Origin of the sequence: Flavobacterium sp. N502536 (assembly GCF_025947345.1) — a bacterium.
Taxonomy (GTDB): Bacteria; Bacteroidota; Bacteroidia; order Flavobacteriales; family Flavobacteriaceae; genus Flavobacterium.
Genome location: NZ_CP110011.1, coordinates 1449036 through 1462766, shown reverse-complemented (window position 1 = coordinate 1462766; position 13731 = coordinate 1449036). Strand labels below are relative to the sequence as shown.

The window sequence follows — 13731 nt, the reverse complement described above, 5'->3', positions numbered from 1 at the left end:
TAATTTAAAAATTAGATAATTTGAAAAATTTGAATTGTGTGAACAGATAATCAGCTCAATTCTTATAATTGACTAATTATCTCAATTCGATAGCTTCACTCAGGATTTCTCTTGATGAGGAATTGAAGATACTCTAATAAACCTGTCCATTTTGTTTTCATTATAACAAATGTCGTAATTTTTGCTGAGTAAAATTATAAATTATATCATTTATAAACATGATTTATTTTACTTTTTTTTGATATAATTTTTAAAGGGCAAAAAAATAGTACATTTTTATTGAATTATTCTTGGCCTTAGTGCTAAAATGAAAATCCAATACTAAACCAGGTGTAGCTTTTAGATAGTTCAGGTGACCAGGATTGTTTGATTTCGATTGGGCCAATGATGGTTTCTAATCCATAACCAACCGCGTATCCGGAGTATTTTGGCATCGAAATCCAGTCGACCTTAGTAAAAATATCGTCTCCTAAATTGGCGAAATTGGCAGATAAGTTAACGTGATTCTTTTTAAAAATTTCATAATCTAAGGTAATCGCGGTTTTGATAAAGCTGTTTCCGGCTATACTTAGAAAGTCATATCCATAAAAATAATTGAAGTTATTGATTTTGCTGTAACCATATCCACCAAGGATAAAATCGAAAAACGGAACGCTGTCGCTGCCAATATTAAATCCGGCATCGGCTTCAATTTTTACGGTAGCTTTTCTGAACAGTGTTTTTGCAAATGCAATTTCGGCCTGTGCAATCGAGAACGGTTTAAACTGATGGGTGTAATCGGATGACGCCAGATAGGTTTGCAAGTCGGTAGAGAAATACAAGCCTGAGTGTGGAAAACTCTTTTTGTCGAACGAATCGTATTTTAAATAACCAAAAAGACTAAAATAGTTGCTCTTTTCAATAATGTTTCCTGTAGTGTTAAGTGTAGGCGAGTTGATTTTTAAATATTTGTGTTCAAAACCACCGCCCATGAGGAATTTTTGCACAAAGATGGTTTGAAAATAAGCCTGATTGGTGATGTCTAAGAAATCAACATTAATGAGGTTTATATTTGGAGTCTGTGTGGTTAAGGTGCTGATGCTTGTGGTAACATTTCGATTGAATTGGTTCAATCGGGACTGAAATCCAAAGCTGATATTAAAACCGTTTTCCACATAATAATTGAAATCGTATCTAAAGTTATCTCCCAAAATAACGTCGATAGAAGTAACGTCATTTTTTAAGAAGGTTTTTTTATGGGTAAGATTGAGCAGGATACCGCTTTTGTAAAGTCCGTCATAATGCAGGCCCAGTTTTAAAAAAGTCTGGGTTGGGTTTTCTTTCAAAACGATATCAAGATTGTCCTGCTGCTCATTCGGCTCCAGGCAATATGATATGGTGCTAAAGTTCTGGGTAGCATTCAGATTGTTGATTCCGGTTTTAAGATCGCTATAGGTGATGGTGCTTCCGGGTTTAAAACGAAGTTTTCCGCGAATGTACTCTTTGGTGTAATTCTCAAGGTTTTCGCTGTTTATTTCTTTAATCTCGAGTGTATCGGTGACAATTTTTAGTTTTGGTTTTTTATAAAAATGCGTTTCATCGGTCAAAGATTTAATTCTTTCATAAACGGCAAAGGCTGCTTCTTCTCCTTTTCTGATGATTTCTTCTCCTTTGTCAAATGAAATTACGCCATAATCACGAATGTCCGGTTTGATGTAAACGTCGGTATCCTTGATTTTGCTTTTCATTTTATCGATAGATTGCAAATTGGTAATCTGTACCAGTATTTTAGTTGCGTTTTTAAGGTTTTTGCGGTTCATAAGATCGTCCTGCACATCCACACCAATAATAATATCAGCGCCCAGGTTGCGCACTTCTTTGATGGGATAGTTATTGACTACACCACCATCAACCAGTAAATTGCCATCAATTTCAACAGGGGTGAACAGGGAAGGGAATGCCGCACTTGCCATCATGGCCTGAACGAGATTTCCTTTGTTTAGTAAAACTTCTTCACCGGTTTCAATATTGGTACCAATACACAAAAAGGGGGTCGGGAGTTTGTTGAAATCGCGTACATGACGTACATTTCTCGTAAGACCGCTTAACAAATTATAGTTGTACATTCCTTTGGAAAGGGCTTCCGGAATTCCGATTTTGAAGTTGCTGAAAGGCAAAACGATGGCATACAGCTCGTCATTTTTTTTGCCATAAAAGTTTTTGGACGAACGCGGAATGTAATCGTTGATGAGTTCGTCGAAGTTGGTCTTTTTGAAAATGGAATCGATTTGTGTTGCATTATAACCGGAAGCATAAAGTCCGCCAATTATAGATCCCATACTCGTACCGCCAATAAAATCGATTTTGATTCCGGCTTCTTCGAGAACCTTTAGCACTCCAATGTGTGCAAATCCTTTGGCTCCTCCACCGCTTAAAACCAATCCAATTTTGGGTCTTTTCAGACTGTCTTTTTTTTGTTCCTGCGAGAATATTTTTTGTGGATTTAGCAATACTACAAAAAGTAAGACCATTGCGCTCCACATGGAGAATGACAACTGCGAAATACAAAGCGCCTTTCCTTTCTGGAAGAAAAGAGCAACTTTAGAAAAATCTTTTTGCAGTGAAGAAAAAGAACGTTTCGATGTGGTATTTTCGTGGGGCAGTCGATCAGTACGCATAAAGATAACTAGTTGGTTTTGTAAAAGTCGACAATTTTTTTGGCTTTTGACACTCCTATGATATCGGATATTTCTTTTTCAGTCGCTAATTTCAATCTTTTAACACTTTTGAAATGTTGTATTAACGTGAGCATTGTTTTTTCGCCAATGCCGGGTATGCTTTCTACAGAAGAGTTGAGCGCTGCCTTGCTTCGTTTGTCTCTGTGAAAAGTAATTCCAAAGCGGTGTGCCTCGTTTCGTAATTGCTGAATCACTTTTAAAGTTTCAGATTTTTTATCGAGATATAGCGGAATTGAATCGCCCGGATAAAATAATTCCTCGAGTCGTTTCGCAATTCCAATGATCGCAATTTTGCCGCGAAGTTCTAAGGCATCGATGCTTTTTAATGCTGCAGACAGTTGTCCTTTTCCACCGTCAATAATGATTAATTGCGGTAAAGGTTCATTTTCGTCTAACAGTCTTTTGTAACGACGGTATACGATTTCGGTCATCGAAGCAAAATCGTCAGGACCTTCAACGGTTTTGACGTTAAAGTGACGATAGTCTTTTTTACTGGGTTTCCCGTCTTTAAAAACAACACAGGCTGCGACCGGATTTGTTCCCTGAATGTTTGAGTTATCAAAACATTCGATATGACGTGGTTCAACAGGCAATCGCAGGTCCTTTTGCATTTGCGCCATGATTCGGTTGGCATGTCGGTCGGGATCTATAATTTGTAACTGTTTGAGCTGTTCAATTCGGTAAAACTTTGCATTTCGAATCGAGAGCTCCAGTATTTGTTTTTTGTCTCCCAGTTGCGGAACGGTAGTTTTAATGTTTTCGCCCAGATCCATTTCAAACGGAACGATAATTTCTTTGGAAAGCAACTGAAAACGCTCGCGAAGCTCTATAATGGCAAGTTCTAATAATTCTTCGTCGGTTTCGTCCAGTTTTTTCTTGATTTCTAAGGTATGCGAACGTATAATCGACCCGTGCGAAATCTGTAGAAAGTTAACATAGGCGGCACTTTCATCCGAAACAATCGAGAAAACATCAATATTGGTAATCTTCGGATTTACAATAGTCGATCGCGACTGGTAATTCTCGAGGACATCAATTTTTTCTTTTATTTTTTGAGCTTCTTCAAAACGTAAATCTTTTGCATATTGAGTCATCAGTCGTTTGAAGTCTTTCATGCTTTCTTTGAAATTCCCTTTTAGAATTTCGCGAATCGCATCGACTTGCCGCTGATAGTCTTCCAAAGATTCCAGTCCTTCACAAGGGCCTTTGCAATTGCCAATGTGATATTCGAGACAAACTTTAAATTTTCCTGAATCGATGTTGGATTGGCTTAAATCGAAATTACAGGTTCTTAAAGGGTACAATTCTTTGATTAAATCGAGTATGGTATGTACAGTTTTGAAACTGGTGTAAGGGCCAAAATATTCAGAGCCGTCTTTGACCATTTTTCGTGTAGAGAATATTCTCGAAAAAGGTTCTTTCTTGATGCAGAGCCAAGGGTAAGTTTTATCGTCACGAAGCAGCACATTGTATCGGGGCTGCAGGGTTTTGATCAGGTTGTTTTCCAATAAAAGCGCATCGGTTTCTGTGGGAACGACGATGTGTTTTATGGTTACAATTTTCTTAACCAGCACATTGGTTTTGGCGGTATCGTGTATTTTATTGAAATAAGAGGAAACTCTTTTTTTTAAGTTTTTGGCTTTTCCAACATATAAAATCTTCCCGTCTTTATCATAATATTGATACACGCCCGGATTGTCAGGCAAGGTTTGGATTTGAAGATCTAAGGACGGTTTATGCATTCTGTTTTATTTCTGAAGATAGCGGTTGTGCTTTTTAAAGAACCTTTCGGCGTTTAAAAACCTTAACATTGATTTAGTTTCAAATTTACGAAATCAAAAGAATAATTTCTATATTTAGATTTTATAATTCTACATGAAAAACAGTAAACCCCTGATTATTTTTGGCGAAGCAATTTTGCCGGGTGAGAGTAAAACGATAAACGTTGAAATTGCGCGCCTGCACACCACCACAAAACTTAATATTCCGGTTATTGTACGCCGTTCGAAAATAGAAGGTCCTGTTGTTTTATTCTCGGCAGGAATCCACGGAGATGAGATCAACGGTGTCGAAGTGGTCCGACAAATTATCAGCAAAAAAATCAATCGCCCTTCGAGAGGAACTATCATTTGTATTCCCATTATCAATATGTACGGTTTTGTAAATAAATCGAGAGAGTTTCCCGACGGGCGTGACCTGAACCGGGTTTTTCCGGGAAGTAAAAAAGGTTCTCTGGCAAGCCGTTTTGCCTATCATATTGTGGCCGAAATTTTACCGATTATCGATTATGCAGTTGATTTTCATGCCGGAGGAGCAAGCCGTTTTAATGCTCCGCAAATCAGAATCACACAGAACAATCCCGAGTTGAAAATACTTGCCGATGTGTTTAACGCGCCTTTTACTTTATACTCTAAAAACATCAACGGTTCTTTCCGAAATACCTGCGAAAAAGCCAATGTAAAAATGCTGCTTTTTGAAGGAGGAAAATCGCTGGATATTAATGATTTTGTTGCAAATGAAGGGGTAAAGGGAGCAAAGCGTTTGTTGCATTATTTAAAAATGCTCGATTCCAAACAGCTGGTGGAAACAGAGGATGAACCTTCTATTTATATTAAAAATTCGGTTTGGCTGCGCGCCAAATGCTCAGGCCTGCTGCACGATTATAACAGGATTGGACGTTTTGTAACCAAAGGGACTATCCTGGCCATTATTACAGATCCGTTTGGTAAATTTGAACAAAAAGTAAAAGCACCTCATGATGGGTTTGTGATTAACGCCAATCACTCGCCAATCGTGTACGAAGGGGATGCCATTTACCATATGTCTAAAAACAGTGATGAACATGCCGACGAATAAAAAAGAGTTACGATTACACTATAAAAGTCTTCGAAAAGAACTTTCGGAAAATGATATCGAAGAAAAAAGTCTGGCTATTGCCAATGCTTTAATCCAATTGCCCATTTGGGATAAAACCTATTACCACGTTTTTCTTCCGATTGAGGAACAGCGGGAAGTGAATACCGAATATGTTTTGCATTTGCTTTCGGGAAAAGACAAAGAAATAGTGGTTTCAAAAAGTGATTTTGAAACCCGGGGCATGACCCATTTTTTGTTGACAGACAATACCAGAATCAAGAAAAACGAATATAATATTCCGGAACCCGTAAATGGTTTGCCTGTTCCGTCTGAAACGATTGAAGTGGTTTTTGTGCCGCTTTTAGTTTTTGATAGCTTTGGAAATCGGGTAGGTTATGGAAAAGGTTTTTACGATAAGTTTCTCGCGGAATGCAAACCGGAGACGATCAAGATTGGACTTTCCTTTTTTGAAGCCGAGGATCAGATTGCAGATGTCTTTGAATCAGATGTGAAGCTGGATTACTGTGTGACGCCTTTAAAAACCTATACTTTTTGATTGTAAACCGTAAAATTGATATAAGTAAGTTTATTGCTTAAACAGTCTTAAATCTAATTATTCTTATATCACTTATGTGATTTTGAAACAATTAGAGCCTAAAATGAAAATCCCAAATACCATTTTAAAATTGGTTTTGGGATTTTTTATTTGAGTTTTAGAGAAATTTTATTTTACTTCTTTAATGGTTGAAGCATCAATCCAGCCTTCTGTTCCGTCGGTTAATTCGATTTTTTTCCAGCCTCCAACAGTTTCTAAAACGTAGACTTTAGCTCCTTCATGTAACAAAGTAATGGCAGAGCCTGCTTTTTGTGGTTCACTGCGAATTTCACTCAATTCGGCAAAAACAATTGCAGGACGATCGTTGTCAAAATGATTTTTTTCAGACATACCTGCCGAAACGCTTAAAAGCAAAGCCACCAAAAGAACAAACATTCCGATGAAGTAAATTCTTTTCGAAAGGGTCAGCTGAGAAAAGTAATAGCCAATAAAAGTCAATAAAAAGGCGAAGGCAATTGCGATCGAAATGATAGCCCAGGTATTGTAATTGAAGATACCGGTAAAGTTTTGAATCAGTTTGGCGAAACCTACTTTTGGAACTTCTTTGATTTCATCAATGGTTAGTTTCTTGGCAAATTTCAGGTTGTTTAAGGTCTCCGGATCATGTGGTTTTAAGACCAGTGCTTTTTCGTAGTTATAGATCGAAGGAGCGACTTTGTTTAATTTGTAATAACTGTTTGCCAGATTGAAATACAATTCTGCCGATTGCTGTTTGTCTTCTTTGATAATGCTTTCATATACATCAACGGCTTGTTGATATTGTCCTTTTTGATACAACGCATTTCCCTTTTCAAAGCTGCTCTGAGCAAAGAAAACCTGAGTAATTAATAAAAAAAGGTACAAGACTATGTTTTTCATTTTATTTCTTTTAAACCCGACCCGTTTTTAAAACCAGTCGGATTTGAGTTTATTTAAGTTTAAACAATTTGCTTTTCTAAATCCGAAATGATCAAAACAGCTTTGTCAAAATCCTGCTGGATTGACGCGCTTGATGCCGGAGCGTATCTTGCGAATTCACAGTTTTCGGTCAGATCAATAAAACTCTGTACAGATTCCGGGTTGGCACTTCTGGACAGTAACAATTCGCGAATATTATCCTTACTCATTTCTGAGGTTTCAATATGCAGTTTCGCTTTCAGGAAATTGTGCATTGCTTTTTCCAGCGCGATATAAAATGGTTCTTTGTTGTTAAGCTGTTTTTTAGCTTCAGATAAATATTTCTTCGCCAGCTTGTTGTTCATTTTAATACGGTTTCCGGTTACATCACCGTCAATGGCTTCTTTTCGTTTCTTCGCCAGAATAATAATTGGCAGAATAACGAAAGGCAGGTACAATAAAATATAATACAAATTAGAGCCGTAGAAATCGTTTTTAGCAATAGCTACTAAAGTTGTTTTAGGCTTGATGTATTTAAATTGTTCTGTTTTTGCAATTACGTTTTTAGAGGCGTGTGCCGTAGCATTTGCTTCTGCCTGCATCGGACCGTCTAAAACATCAATCATAATTTCCTGAGAAGTGATCGTTTTATAGGAACCGGTACTCAAATCAAAATAAGAAAATTGCATCGGTTTGATCGCATACTTCCCTTTGTATTGTGGAATGATGGTGTATTTGTCGCTAATTTTTCCAGACATTCCCGACAGTGAAGTGGTTACCTTTTCGTCGTGTACAGGATCGTACATTTCTAAGGCATTAGGCACAACAGGTTTTGGCAACGTAAACAATTTCATGTTCCCGTTTCCGGTGGCACTCACAAACAAGTCAAGGCTTTCTCCGTTTTTCAAAGTTGTTTTAGAAGGGGTCACCGTAAAATTAAATTTACCTACCGCACCTCCAAAACCTTCAGGTTTCGTAGCTTCCGGCAAAGGACGTACGTTGATTGTTTTAGCACCTGCTGAAACGACTTTGTTGTCGTCGCTTACAATCATCTGACCAAACATATCACGACGGTTGGTTGGTAGCTGCACACCTATGTCAAGTGAAAGCGGTTCAATCGTAAGCCTTCCTGATTTTTGAGGATATAAAATGGTCTTTTTTAAGATGACATAATAACATCTTTGTCCCTGATAACTTCCCTGTTCAACAGCCAGTTGTTTGATATCGATATTCTGATTCCAGAAGTCGTTGTATTTAGGTTTTGCCAGTTCTTTGAAGCCTGTTACATTGATATAATTGAAATACAACTTGTATACCACGGTAATCGGTTCATTCAGATATGGATTTGTCTTTGAAATTTCGGCTACAAGATTGAGCATTTCATCGCCTGTACTGGACCCTTGCGGTCTGTCATTCGGATCTCTTTCCTGTGCAACGGCATTGGTTACCACAATCTTTAAAGGTGCCGTTTTGTAAACCTGACCATTGTATTCAATTGCGGCCTGTTTGATCGTTACAGTCCCTTTGCGGTCGGGCTGTAAAATATAAGAATAGATTTTTTGAAAAGAACTTCTTCCATTAATCCAGGACTGACTTATTTGCTGGCTGGGTCCGGCTACAATTTTAAAACCATCAAATGTAGGCTGGTCAAAGTTGTCTCCATCCACATTCATGATGAAGTCAATACGCAGTCTTTCATTTACGCCAAGCGTGTTCTTGCTTACTTTGGCTTCAAATTGAACCTGAGCCATAAGCCCCTGAAAAGTGAATAGTAATAGAATTAAATATCTTTTCATTACTTGTTTAATCGGTTTGTTGTTTATAGTTTGTTGTTGGTTGTTTGTAGTTTATGGTTGGTTTAAGAACTATAAACTATAAACGACAAACAATCGGTCTACCAGTCTTTTTCTGTTTTTTTAGGGTTACCTTTTACCTTTTGGGCGTTTACTTTGTCCTGAATTTTCTTTTCTTCGTTGTTTACCGCATCTAGTAAATTCTGAACTCTTTCTTTGGATATTCCTCCCGGCATTGGTTTTGGCTCCCCTTTGTTGTCGGATTTGTCATCTTTCTTAGGGTCGTTTTTGCCGTCTTTTTTATCCTTGTCTTTGTCGCCTTTATCGTCTTTTTTCTGATCGTCTTTTCCGTCCTTTTTGTCTTTATTGTCGCCGTCTTTTTTCTGATCGTCTTTTTTGTCGTTCTTTTTATCCTTATTCTTGTCTTTGTTTTTATCGTTTTTCGGAGGATTTTCTTTTAGTTTTTGTTTGGCCAAAGCATAGTTGTAACGCGATTCTTCGTCAGTCGGATCGTTGCGCAAAGCTTCTTTGTAGGCTTCAACGGCCTGAGTATAATTTTTCTCTTTCATGAAAACATTTCCTAAGTTGTGAAATGCTTTGTGTTTTTCAGGTCTTGTTTTTGAATTTTTGATGGCTTTCGCGTAAGCAAACTTGGCTTCAGAAGCCTGATTTTGTCTGTAAATTGTATTTCCCAGGTTATAAGGGGCAGTCGCGCGTTTTGGGAATTTTGACTCAGAAATTCTGTAGTTGGCTTCGGCATCAGTAAATTTATTCTGCTTATATTCCTCATTGGCGTCAGGCAATGTTTTGTCTTTCTCCTGAGCAGAAACTGCCAAAGAAAATGTTAGTAAAATATAAAGAAGTAAATTTTTCATTCTAATTTTTTATGTTTTTAGTGGGCCACAAATTGTACCAATTTGCACTAATTTAATTGTTTTTTATTTTTTGAATCTCACAAAGACATTTTTTCCTTTGTGTAATTAGTGGCTAACTTTAATTATTTCTTTTCGTTAAATAAATTCAACTCTTTAATCCAGTTTGTTTTTCTTTCTAAAAGGAAAATATCTAAAAACAACAGCAGAAAGGCGAATCCGATGAACCACTGAAATTGGGATTGAAAATCGGCCATTTGAGTCGCTTCAAATTCTGTTTTCTGGATATTGTTCAGGGCATTCTTGACGTATTCCAGAACTTCCTTTGTATTCCCGCCGTAAACATAGCCACCTTTAGTCGCTTTTGCAATAGTTTTTAAACCTTCCTGATTTAATTTTGTAATAACGGTCTCTCCGTTTTGGTCTTTTTGATAGCTTCTGACTACTCCGTTTTCTTTTAACGGAATGGTACTTCCTTTTTCTGTTCCAACACCAACGGTAATGATTTTCATTCCCATTTTATTGGCTTCTTCGGCAGCGGCTGAGGCACCTTCAGAGTGGTCTTCTCCATCAGAAATCAAAATCAACAGTTTGCTGGTTTTGCTTTTTTCGTCAAAATAAGTCGAAGACAATCGAATGGCTTCGTCCAACGAAGTTCCCTGTGAAGAAACCATGTCAGGAGTCATGCTTTGCAGAAACATTTTGGCCACACTATAATCGGAGGTAATCGGTAAAACCGGGAAAGCACTTCCGGCATAGGCCACAATTCCAATTCTGTCGCTTCCTAAATTGTTAATGATTTGAGAAACCAATTGTTTACTTTTTTCCAAACGGCTTGGTGCAACATCTTCGGCAAGCATACTTTTTGAAACGTCAACGGCAAAAACAATATCGATACCTTCACGTTTTACAGTTTCCATTTTGGTCCCAATCTTCGGATTTACCAATCCAATAATCAAACAGGCAAGTGCCAAAAGCAATACCGATAATTTTAATACAGGTTTAAAAACAGAACGTTCAGGGCTCAGTCTTTTTACCATTTCAAGATCACCAAATTCGCGTTGCTTTTTCTTCTTCCAATACATATTGAAAAGGAAAATACACGCCACAATCGGGAGTAAGAATAAAAGGTATAAATATTTTTTTTCGTCTAATTCCATATAATTTTTAAAATTCCAATCCCATCGTTGAGGGGATAAATTCCAAATTCCAACTTTTTTCTAATTTTCAATACTTAAATTCCAAATTCCAGTTTTGTTATTTGGTATTTAAATTTTGGAATTTTTTGATTTTTCCAAAATCAAATAAAGCTTCTGTAAACCGTATTTCGTAAACCTACTTCCAATAATAGTAAAAAGGCTGCTAATAAAACAAATCCTCTGTACTTTTCATCGTAATCGTAGAATTTTAATTCTTGTATTTCAGTGGTTTCTAACTTATTGATTGCATTGTATATTTCGGCCAATCGATCGTTGCTTGTGGCTCTAAAATAAGTTCCGTCTGTTTTACGGGCGATGCTTTTCATGAGTTGCTCGTCGATTTCTACTTTTTGCATTTTAAATAAGAAACCTCCGTTTGGCGCGTATGCATATGGAGACAAAGCCATTCCGTTGGTACCAATTCCAATGGTATATACTTTTATTCCATATTGTTTTGCAATGTCTGAAGCGGTTTCAGGCTCGATAAAACCGGCATTGTTTACACCATCGGTCATTAAAATAATGACACGGCTTTTTGCCTTGCTGTCTTTTAAGCGGTTTACGGCTGTTGCCAATCCCATTCCAATTCCGGTTCCGTCTTGCAGCACCGTATCGTATTTGATTCCTTTTATGGCTTCTAAGATTATGGCTTTGTCACTTGTAACGGGAGTTTTGGTGTATGCTTCTGAGGCATATAAAACCAATCCGATCCTGTCATTAGGTCTTTCCTCAACAAAATCTGCAGCCACTCTTTTTAAAGCTTCCATACGGTTTGGCTTTAAATCTTTGGCCAGCATACTACCCGAAACGTCAATTGCCATTACAATATCGATTCCTTTTGTGGTTTTAGTCTGATTGCTGATGTCAACCGTTCTTGGTCTTGCTAAAGCAACGATTAAAGAGCTTAAGGCAATAACCCTGAAAACATATAAACAAGGTTTTAATCTGGTCAGCAATGATTCGCTGTTTTTGAAACCCTGCGTGGAACTCATCTTTAAAGTCGCCGACTGCTGGTTGCGTTTCCAGAAGAACCAGGCGATCGCAATTGGAATTAACAGAAATAACCAAAAGAATTCCGGATTTAAAAAAGTTATCTTATTCATTAGTTACTCGCTTTTCTAAGTTCGACAGAATTTAATATTCTGGTTGTAATATCATTCGCATAAGTGTCTCCTTCTTCGTGTAAAATCAGGATTTGTTGTAATCCCTGATCCTGTTTAAAGAGTAAAAGTTCGTAATATGCTTTTGAGCTTGTTTTGTCAACCGGATTGAAGACCGTCATGGTTCCGTATCCTTTTAGTCCCTGAACGCCTTCGTTGGTTTGAAAATCTTCTTGTTTTACAATAATATTTTGTCCGCCCTGAGCTTCAATAACTTTTAGAGAACCTTCTAGTGCTTTGGCCAGATCAAGTTCTACCGGATTTTTAAATTTGCTTGTTGAAACGGTTACATAGAAATTACCCACCATTCTTCCATAAGCAAAAAGCTGCATTTCTTTGATCAGCGCCATAGTTTCTTTCGGAAGCACTTTCTGTGTATCCATACGTTTTAAAACCTTTGGCGTCTCGATTAAAATACCCGGATTTCCGTACTCACTTTTTACCCATTCTCCCTCTAATAATTCTTTCGACGGATGTCCGATTACATTATCTTTTACATAGGTGAAACCTTTGGTAACGATAAAAAAGGCTGTAGTGGCTATTAATAAAAACAAAACCGAGCCTACCGAAATCGCAATGCGTTTGTTGCGTTTCTTTAACAACTGCAGCTTAATCTGTTTTTGCTTTTGTGCTTCGTTCAACAATTGATCTTCTTCCTCTGCCGGAACTTCGGTCGGAATAGCATTATCAAGGGTTAAGATTACTTTTTGAATTTTATTTCGGTCTTCCGTAATTTCAAACTCTAAAGGTTTAGACTTCGCAAATTTTACCAAATCCGCCTGACGTAGTACACGTTCTAGGTTTTCAACGGTTTCCGGAGTTAAAGTCATTTTCTTTTTGGTCGAAGCCGTTCTGATGGCCTGAATCAGTTCAGAAGTGGTGCTTTCCATGGCCGGAATGTGAATGGCTTCTTCGATATAGTTTCGGGCGATATCCGTTAGTTCACTGTAGTATTCTTTAATTTCGCCTTTTTGCACCAATTCTTTTTGCTCCAGATTGTTTAGTAAGCTGGTCGCCTTTTCGATAGGTGTTTTGTAAACTTCCTCTTCTATCTTTTTCTTTTGGTGTTTCTTAACGTACCAATATACAAAAGCACCAATGGCCAGAATTACAATCAGAATTAAAAGATAAAGCCACCATTTGCCCATGCCGCTATCGGCTGGAGTGATGTCTTTGATGTCGTACATTTTTTGTTGCAGGGTGTCGACTTTTACATTCGCCACTTCAACACGAATAGAATCTGTTAAGTAAGGTTTTTTGTCAATTAAAATCTTAATCGCCGGAATGGTATATTTTCCGGAATCAAATTGTGTTAAACCATATTTTTTGATCAGTTCGTAAGTGTCGTTTTTCTTTACGGTATCAATCGGATACGATTGAATCACCTCTAAAGGTCCTATGTTTTTTAGTTTCGGAAAAACAACGGTAGACTTCGAACTTACAACCGTTTTTAAGGTTAGTTTAAATTCGGCGCCAATTTTATTTTTTGTAGTATCAATGCTTGTCTCTACTTGTTTTTGTTGCGCAAAAACAGCGGAAGAAAGTAAAAATAAAAATATGTAAAATTTTAATTTCATTTGATTTTTGATTTCAGATTTTAGTCTAAAATGAATGCTTAAAAAAGGCACGCGGATGACACAGA

General features: G+C 37.3%; 10 protein-coding genes. 2 read left to right on the top strand and 8 right to left on the bottom strand.

Going from position 1 to position 13731, the window contains the following annotated elements; all coding sequences use genetic code 11:
* Window positions 1-302 precede the first annotated feature (302 nt).
* Window positions 303-2522, bottom strand: a complete 2220-nt coding sequence (locus tag OLM61_RS06575) for a patatin-like phospholipase family protein (RefSeq protein WP_264526365.1) — start codon at window positions 2520-2522, stop codon at window positions 303-305.
* A gap of 143 nt (window positions 2523-2665) precedes the next feature.
* A complete protein-coding gene (uvrC, locus tag OLM61_RS06570) occupies window positions 2666-4459 on the bottom strand; it encodes an excinuclease ABC subunit UvrC (protein ID WP_264525602.1) in 1794 nt (597 codons plus the stop codon).
* Between the two features lie 133 nt (window positions 4460-4592).
* Between uvrC and OLM61_RS06565 the strand changes: the two genes are divergently transcribed.
* Entirely contained in the window at window positions 4593-5573 is a 981-nt protein-coding gene (locus OLM61_RS06565; RefSeq protein WP_264525601.1) for a succinylglutamate desuccinylase/aspartoacylase family protein, read from the top strand.
* A complete protein-coding gene (locus OLM61_RS06560; RefSeq protein WP_264525600.1) occupies window positions 5560-6129 on the top strand; it encodes a 5-formyltetrahydrofolate cyclo-ligase in 570 nt (189 codons plus the stop codon). The genes OLM61_RS06565 and OLM61_RS06560 overlap by 14 nt, the downstream gene beginning before the upstream one ends.
* A 168-nt stretch (window positions 6130-6297) precedes the next feature.
* On the opposite strand, the gene OLM61_RS06555 is transcribed toward OLM61_RS06560, so the two are convergent.
* The 6 genes from OLM61_RS06555 to OLM61_RS06530 form a co-directional block, all read right to left on the bottom strand.
* Window positions 6298-7047 carry a tetratricopeptide repeat protein gene (locus OLM61_RS06555; protein ID WP_264525599.1) on the bottom strand — a complete coding sequence of 250 codons (750 nt, stop codon included), beginning with the start codon at window positions 7045-7047 and terminating at the stop codon, window positions 6298-6300.
* Window positions 7048-7106: 59 nt separating this feature from the next.
* Entirely contained in the window at window positions 7107-8861 is a 1755-nt protein-coding gene (locus tag OLM61_RS06550) for a BatD family protein (protein WP_264525598.1), read from the bottom strand.
* A gap of 98 nt (window positions 8862-8959) precedes the next feature.
* The gene (locus OLM61_RS06545) at window positions 8960-9733 is read right to left on the bottom strand and encodes a tetratricopeptide repeat protein (RefSeq protein ID WP_264525597.1); all 774 of its coding nucleotides are present in this window, start codon (window positions 9731-9733) and stop codon (window positions 8960-8962) included.
* Between the two features lie 122 nt (window positions 9734-9855).
* Window positions 9856-10890 carry a VWA domain-containing protein gene (locus tag OLM61_RS06540; protein WP_264525596.1) on the bottom strand — a complete coding sequence of 345 codons (1035 nt, stop codon included), beginning with the start codon at window positions 10888-10890 and terminating at the stop codon, window positions 9856-9858.
* A gap of 140 nt (window positions 10891-11030) precedes the next feature.
* Window positions 11031-12032 carry a vWA domain-containing protein gene (locus OLM61_RS06535; protein WP_264525595.1) on the bottom strand — a complete coding sequence of 334 codons (1002 nt, stop codon included), beginning with the start codon at window positions 12030-12032 and terminating at the stop codon, window positions 11031-11033.
* Entirely contained in the window at window positions 12032-13666 is a 1635-nt protein-coding gene (locus OLM61_RS06530; protein WP_264525594.1) for a BatD family protein, read from the bottom strand. Before OLM61_RS06530 ends, OLM61_RS06535 begins: the two co-directional genes overlap by 1 nt.
* Window positions 13667-13731 lie beyond the last annotated feature (65 nt).

Excerpts from the sequence above, each read along its gene's own strand:
- OLM61_RS06575 (WP_264526365.1), bottom strand. The coding sequence starts at position 2,522 with ATGTGGAGCGCAATGGTCTTACTTTTTGTAGTATTGCTAAATCCACAA.
- uvrC (WP_264525602.1), bottom strand. The coding sequence starts at position 4,459 with ATGCATAAACCGTCCTTAGATCTTCAAATCCAAACCTTGCCTGACAAT.
- OLM61_RS06565 (WP_264525601.1), top strand. The coding sequence starts at position 4,593 with ATGAAAAACAGTAAACCCCTGATTATTTTTGGCGAAGCAATTTTGCCG.
- OLM61_RS06560 (WP_264525600.1), top strand. The coding sequence starts at position 5,560 with ATGCCGACGAATAAAAAAGAGTTACGATTACACTATAAAAGTCTTCGA.
- OLM61_RS06555 (WP_264525599.1), bottom strand. The coding sequence starts at position 7,047 with ATGAAAAACATAGTCTTGTACCTTTTTTTATTAATTACTCAGGTTTTC.
- OLM61_RS06550 (WP_264525598.1), bottom strand. The coding sequence starts at position 8,861 with ATGAAAAGATATTTAATTCTATTACTATTCACTTTTCAGGGGCTTATG.
- OLM61_RS06545 (WP_264525597.1), bottom strand. The coding sequence starts at position 9,733 with ATGAAAAATTTACTTCTTTATATTTTACTAACATTTTCTTTGGCAGTT.
- OLM61_RS06540 (WP_264525596.1), bottom strand. The coding sequence starts at position 10,890 with ATGGAATTAGACGAAAAAAAATATTTATACCTTTTATTCTTACTCCCG.
- OLM61_RS06535 (WP_264525595.1), bottom strand. The coding sequence starts at position 12,032 with ATGAATAAGATAACTTTTTTAAATCCGGAATTCTTTTGGTTATTTCTG.
- OLM61_RS06530 (WP_264525594.1), bottom strand. The coding sequence starts at position 13,666 with ATGAAATTAAAATTTTACATATTTTTATTTTTACTTTCTTCCGCTGTT.